Source organism: Priestia sp. P5_B4, assembly GCF_056400385.1.
In genome coordinates, this window is record NZ_JBFULJ010000255.1 from 1 (window position 1) to 4,819 (window position 4,819).

Sequence of the window (4,819 nt, forward strand, 5' to 3'; positions counted from 1 at the left end):
CATAGGATGAATGTGTAAATGCTTGAAAAAGAAGCGCTTCATTTGTAAACTGAATACCAATTTCCTTTTGAAACTCTGCAAAATTTTGCTTGAATTTCACGTTCATCTTTCGATCTCGATTTGAATATTGTTTAGGCATAAAATACCTCCGCTTACCTGCTTCAATTGTTTCGTAGTTTTTTCTTAACATCTCTCATTATAAAACGAGGTATCCTAAAAGATACACTACCTTTTCAAAAAAAAGAGGTCTTTTTTTGAAATTCTTAAAAAGAAGAGAAAGCCCCGCTGTTTAACGGGGCTTTTCATACATATACTACAGATTAAATTTGGCTCTGTATGTAATTAACTGCATCTCCTACAGTTGAAATTTTTTCAGCTTCTTCGTCAGAAATTTCGATATCAAATTCCTCTTCAAGCTCCATTACAAATTCAACTACGTCTAGAGAGTCAGCACCTAAGTCTTCTTTGAAACTAGATTCTAGTTTCACTTCACTTTTGTCTACACCAAGACGATCAACAATGATTGTTGTTACGCGTTCTAGTACCTCTGCCATTGTTCTTCACCTCCCCTCAAGTCATTATAGATGATTTCCATCTAAAATACTATGGTTGAATAATAAAGTTTATCGGTCGCCTAGTAAACGTCCCTTTGTACTTTATCACCAAATTACACTTTTCGTAAAGTGCCTTTTTTACATCACCATTCCGCCGTCAACGTGAATCGTTTGACCCGTAATATAACGGCTTGCATCTGATGCTAAAAACGCAACTGCGTTCGCAACATCCTCAGGCTGGCCGAAGCTTGCAAGAGGGATTTGCTTTAACATTTCCGCCTGCACTTCTTCATTCAATTTATCCGTCATGTCTGTTGCAATGAAACCAGGAGCAACTGCATTCACTGTAATATTGCGGCTCGCTAATTCTTTGGCAGTTGTTTTTGTTAAACCAATCACGCCTGATTTTGCTGCTACATAATTTGCTTGTCCAGCATTACCGCTGACGCCGACAATTGATGAAATATTAATGATACGTCCTGCGCGCTGCTTCATCATTTGACGAGTAACCGCTTTTGTACACAAAAATACGCCTTTTAAGTTTGTATTAATAACATCATCCCATTCGTCTTCTTTCATACGCATAAGAAGATTATCACGTGTGATGCCCGCGTTGTTCACTAAAATATCTACTGAACCAAATGTAGAAATCGCTTCTTTTATCATTGCTTGTACAGAATCACTTTCTGCCACATTTGCTTGTACAGCAATTGCATCCGTTCCTAATCCTTTAATTTCATCCACAACTTCAAGAGCTTTCGCTTCGCTGCCAGAATAGTTTACAACTACTTTAGCACCAAGCTTTCCCAGCTCAATTGCAACGGCACGACCAATTCCGCGAGAAGCGCCTGTTACAACCGCAACTTTCCCTTGTAACATGTTATTCTCCCCCTTTTAGTGCGTCAATCGTTGATTTTAATGATGTAAGATCATTAACAGCATACACAGCCGCACGGCGATTTACTTTTTTCACAAGACCTGATAATACTTTTCCTGGTCCAATTTCAACAAATGTATCTACACCTTCTGCAAGAAGTGTTTCAACTGTTTCTTCCCATCTCACTGGAGAATACAGTTGTTCCACTAGCTTGTTTTGAATATCTTGACTGTCAGTAACCGGCTTTGCTGTTACGTTTGCTATGACTGGAACTTTCGCATCGCTAAAGCCCACTGTTTCTAGCGTATCACGTAGTTTTTCAGCGGCTGGCTTCATTAAACTAGAGTGGAATGGACCGCTTACCACTAGAGGAATCACACGTTTTGCACCTTTTTCTTTGGCAAGAGCTCCTGCTCTTTCTACGCCATTTACCGTACCTGAAATAACAATTTGACCCGGACAGTTAATATTTGCAAGCTGAACAGCGTCGCCTTCGCTTGTAATTTGAGCGGTAACGGCTTCTAGATCTTCCGCTGACATGCCAAGCACTGCTGCCATTGTACCTTGACCTGCTGGTACAGCTTCGTCCATATAGCGACCTCTTTTGTGAACAGCAACAACGGCATCTTTAAACGATAAAACCTCAGCAGCCACAAGCGCACTGTATTCTCCTAGACTGTGACCCGCAACAAAATCGGGTGTAATTCCGCTCGTTTTAAATGCTTCAAGCAGCATTGTACTCGTTGTTAAAAGAGCAGGTTGAGCGTGATAAGTTAAAGTCAATTCTTCTTGAGGCCCTTCAAAAATAATGTTTGAAAGACTGAACCCTAAAGCTTCGTCAGCTGTATGAATCAGCTTTTTCGCTTCCTCTGTTCCATCATATAAATCTTTTCCCATACCAACAGTTTGTGACCCTTGGCCTGGAAAGATAAAAGCAATTTTCCCCATTTCTTATCTCTCCTTTTCTTCATTAGCAGTTTGTTCGATGGCTTTTTGAATAGTGGAAGACACATTGTTTTCCACCATATTCACAGCTTGCTTAATCGCGCTAAATACTGCATTCGCATCCGACGAACCGTGCGCTTTGATAACAGGCGCATGCAATCCAAACAGCCCTGCGCCTCCATATTCACTGTAATCCATTTTCGCTTTTAACCCCTGCAGCTGAGGCTTTAGCACCGCTGCGGCTAATTTGCTTTTTAACGTGCTCATTAATTCTTGTTTAATCATAGAAAACAAAGAAAGCGCCGTTCCCTCAATGCTCTTAAGAGTCATATTCCCTGTAAAACCATCTGTTACAACCACATCCGCTACGCCGTTTAGCAAATCACGGGATTCCACGTTGCCTACAAAATTAAGATCAGCATTTTTTAGTAGCTGAAAGGCTTGCTTTGTTAAATCATTTCCTTTTTTATCCTCAGTTCCAATGTTCAGCAGTCCCACTCTAGGAGCTTGAATGCCGCGTACTTTTTCGGCATACACAGACCCCATCACAGCGTACTGGAGCAAATGTTCAGGCTTGGCATCAACGTTTGCACCAACGTCTAGCATTAAAAAGCCTTTTCCATCTAGTGTCGGAAGCGTCGGAGCAAGTGCTGGACGTTCAATGCCTTTGATGCGACCTACAATAAAAAGTCCCGCTGTCATTAACGCCCCTGTATTTCCTGCTGAAATACAAGCATCAGCACGACCTTCGGCTACTTCATTTGCCATTAATACCATAGATGCTTGTTTTTTACGGCGCACAGCTCGCACTGGCTCATCAGTTGCATCAATGGTTTCTTCTGTATGAATAATCGAAATACGATCTGAATTTGTTAAATATTTTTTTATTTCTGATTCGTTTCCAATTAACGTAATATGTAATTCTTTAAATTGAGCAGTAGCTTTTTCTACACCTTCAATAATGGCTTTCGGTGCATGATCTCCGCCCATTGCATCAATAGCTAGTTTCATGTTGCGTCTCATCCTTTTTATTATTTATCCTTTGTAGAACGATACATTTTAAAAGTGCCAGAGAACACTTGCTCTTGCCCTACATAGCTGTTTACCTTAACGGTGGTTCGCACTTCACTAGTTGACAGAACTTTCGCTTTTGCTATCACTCGTTCATGAAGCTTAACAGGGCGATGATAACGGATCGACGCATCTGCTGTGAGCGCTAGTTCGTTGTTAATAACAGCGACAGCTAACGAATTAGCTTGCGCAAAAAGGTGGTGACCACGAGCGATTTGATTACGCTGAAACACATGCTCTGTTTTCACATCAAAAATAGATATCGCTGATTGATCTAGTTCAATGTCGATAACTTCTCCAATTACTTCTTCAATCGGAAGCGAACGCACTTCCTCGTCTAGTTGTTTTGAAGCTACATGCTTAATACGTTCTCGCAGTTCAGGAATCGACAACTCTAGGCGGTCTAATCGAATTGTTTGAACGCTCACTGAAAAACGGTCTGCTAGTTCTTCATCCGTAATAAATGGGTTTTCTTCAATTGTCGTTTTTAATAGCTGCTGTCTTTCTTTTTTACTGCGCTTCATTGTCCACCATCCGAACTTTTAATACTAGGTACTAATAGCAGTATATAATCATTGCCTTCTAATTGCAACATTTTTCACATGCTGTATTCTGTGCATTGACGTCGTATTAATGGCCACCAGCGGCTAACTCTTTCACTCTGAGCCGCTTTTTATCTTTATAGACGAAAAGAGATTGAGACATAACTAGATCACTTCAATCTAAAGATGAACAAATGGGGTAAAGGAGCTCGTATAGATTGCTTGTTACACCGCTACGGATTTCCGTGCAAGACTTCGCTTTCCGCGGCCGGCCGGTGATCCTCCTCGTCCCTTACGCTTCTGCGGGGTMTCATCTATTCCGCTTTCCCCGCAGAAGTGCCTTGCCCTTCACTTAACAGTTAGAAGCACCTACATACCTATCACATACATGAAATCTACGTTCATCATCACAATGAAAAAAATCCGAACGATTGATCGTTCGGATTTCCCTTCAACTAAACTACTTTGTTTCAGTCTCTTTTACTAATCAAATTTTTCTCCAGTCAATACGCCCGTTGCTTCTAGTTGTATTCTCAGCAGTGCAAACTGATCTTCTGTCCAAAAGCTGTCGGAATTTACAAGCTTAGCAGCATCTTCTCGAGCTACTTCAAGCGCACGGTAATCGTGCACCATATCGGCTACTTTAAACTCAGGCATCCCGCTTTGTTTTCTTCCAAAGAAATCACCAGGTCCACGAAGCTCTAAGTCTCTTTCTGATAACACAAATCCATCGTTTGTTTCCGTCATAATGGTCATTCGTTCTTTTCCAACTTCTGATTTCGGATCAGCGAGCAGAATGCAATACGACTGTGCATCGCCTCGTCCTACGC

5 protein-coding genes and 1 pseudogene are annotated in these 4,819 nt (G+C 41.2%); all 6 read right to left on the minus strand.

From position 1 onward, the window contains the following. Positions 1-320: 320 nt before the first annotated feature. Positions 321-554 (minus strand): acyl carrier protein, encoded by a 234-nt coding sequence (gene acpP, locus AC1DRF_RS16840; protein WP_013058905.1) that lies wholly within the window; start codon positions 552-554, stop codon positions 321-323. A 138-nt stretch (positions 555-692) separates the two neighbouring features. Beyond that, on the minus strand, positions 693-1,433 hold the full coding sequence (gene fabG, locus AC1DRF_RS16845) for a 3-oxoacyl-[acyl-carrier-protein] reductase (protein ID WP_013058906.1): 741 nt from the start codon (positions 1,431-1,433) through the stop codon (positions 693-695). 1 nt (position 1,434) lies between these two features. After that, on the minus strand, positions 1,435-2,379 hold the full coding sequence (gene fabD / locus AC1DRF_RS16850; RefSeq protein ID WP_427075222.1) for an ACP S-malonyltransferase: 945 nt from the start codon (positions 2,377-2,379) through the stop codon (positions 1,435-1,437). A 3-nt stretch (positions 2,380-2,382) separates the two neighbouring features. Beyond that, positions 2,383-3,387 (minus strand): phosphate acyltransferase PlsX, encoded by a 1,005-nt coding sequence (gene plsX / locus AC1DRF_RS16855; protein WP_028410795.1) that lies wholly within the window; start codon positions 3,385-3,387, stop codon positions 2,383-2,385. Positions 3,388-3,407: 20 nt separating this feature from the next. Further along, complete coding sequence (fapR, locus tag AC1DRF_RS16860) at positions 3,408-3,971, minus strand: transcription factor FapR (RefSeq protein ID WP_477741205.1); 564 nt, start codon at positions 3,969-3,971, stop codon at positions 3,408-3,410. A 501-nt stretch (positions 3,972-4,472) separates the two neighbouring features. Further along, a pseudogene (locus AC1DRF_RS16865) lies at positions 4,473-4,819 on the minus strand (ATP-dependent DNA helicase RecG); the annotation flags it as partial.

Bases quoted from the DNA above. Each gene is read 5' to 3' on its own strand.
- acpP (WP_013058905.1), bottom strand. From the start codon at position 554: ATGGCAGAGGTACTAGAACGCGTAACAACAATCATTGTTGATCGTCTT.
- plsX (WP_028410795.1), bottom strand. From the start codon at position 3,387: ATGAAACTAGCTATTGATGCAATGGGCGGAGATCATGCACCGAAAGCC.
- fabG (WP_013058906.1), bottom strand. From the start codon at position 1,433: ATGTTACAAGGGAAAGTTGCGGTTGTAACAGGCGCTTCTCGCGGAATT.
- fapR (WP_477741205.1), bottom strand. From the start codon at position 3,971: ATGAAGCGCAGTAAAAAAGAAAGACAGCAGCTATTAAAAACGACAATT.
- fabD (WP_427075222.1), bottom strand. From the start codon at position 2,379: ATGGGGAAAATTGCTTTTATCTTTCCAGGCCAAGGGTCACAAACTGTT.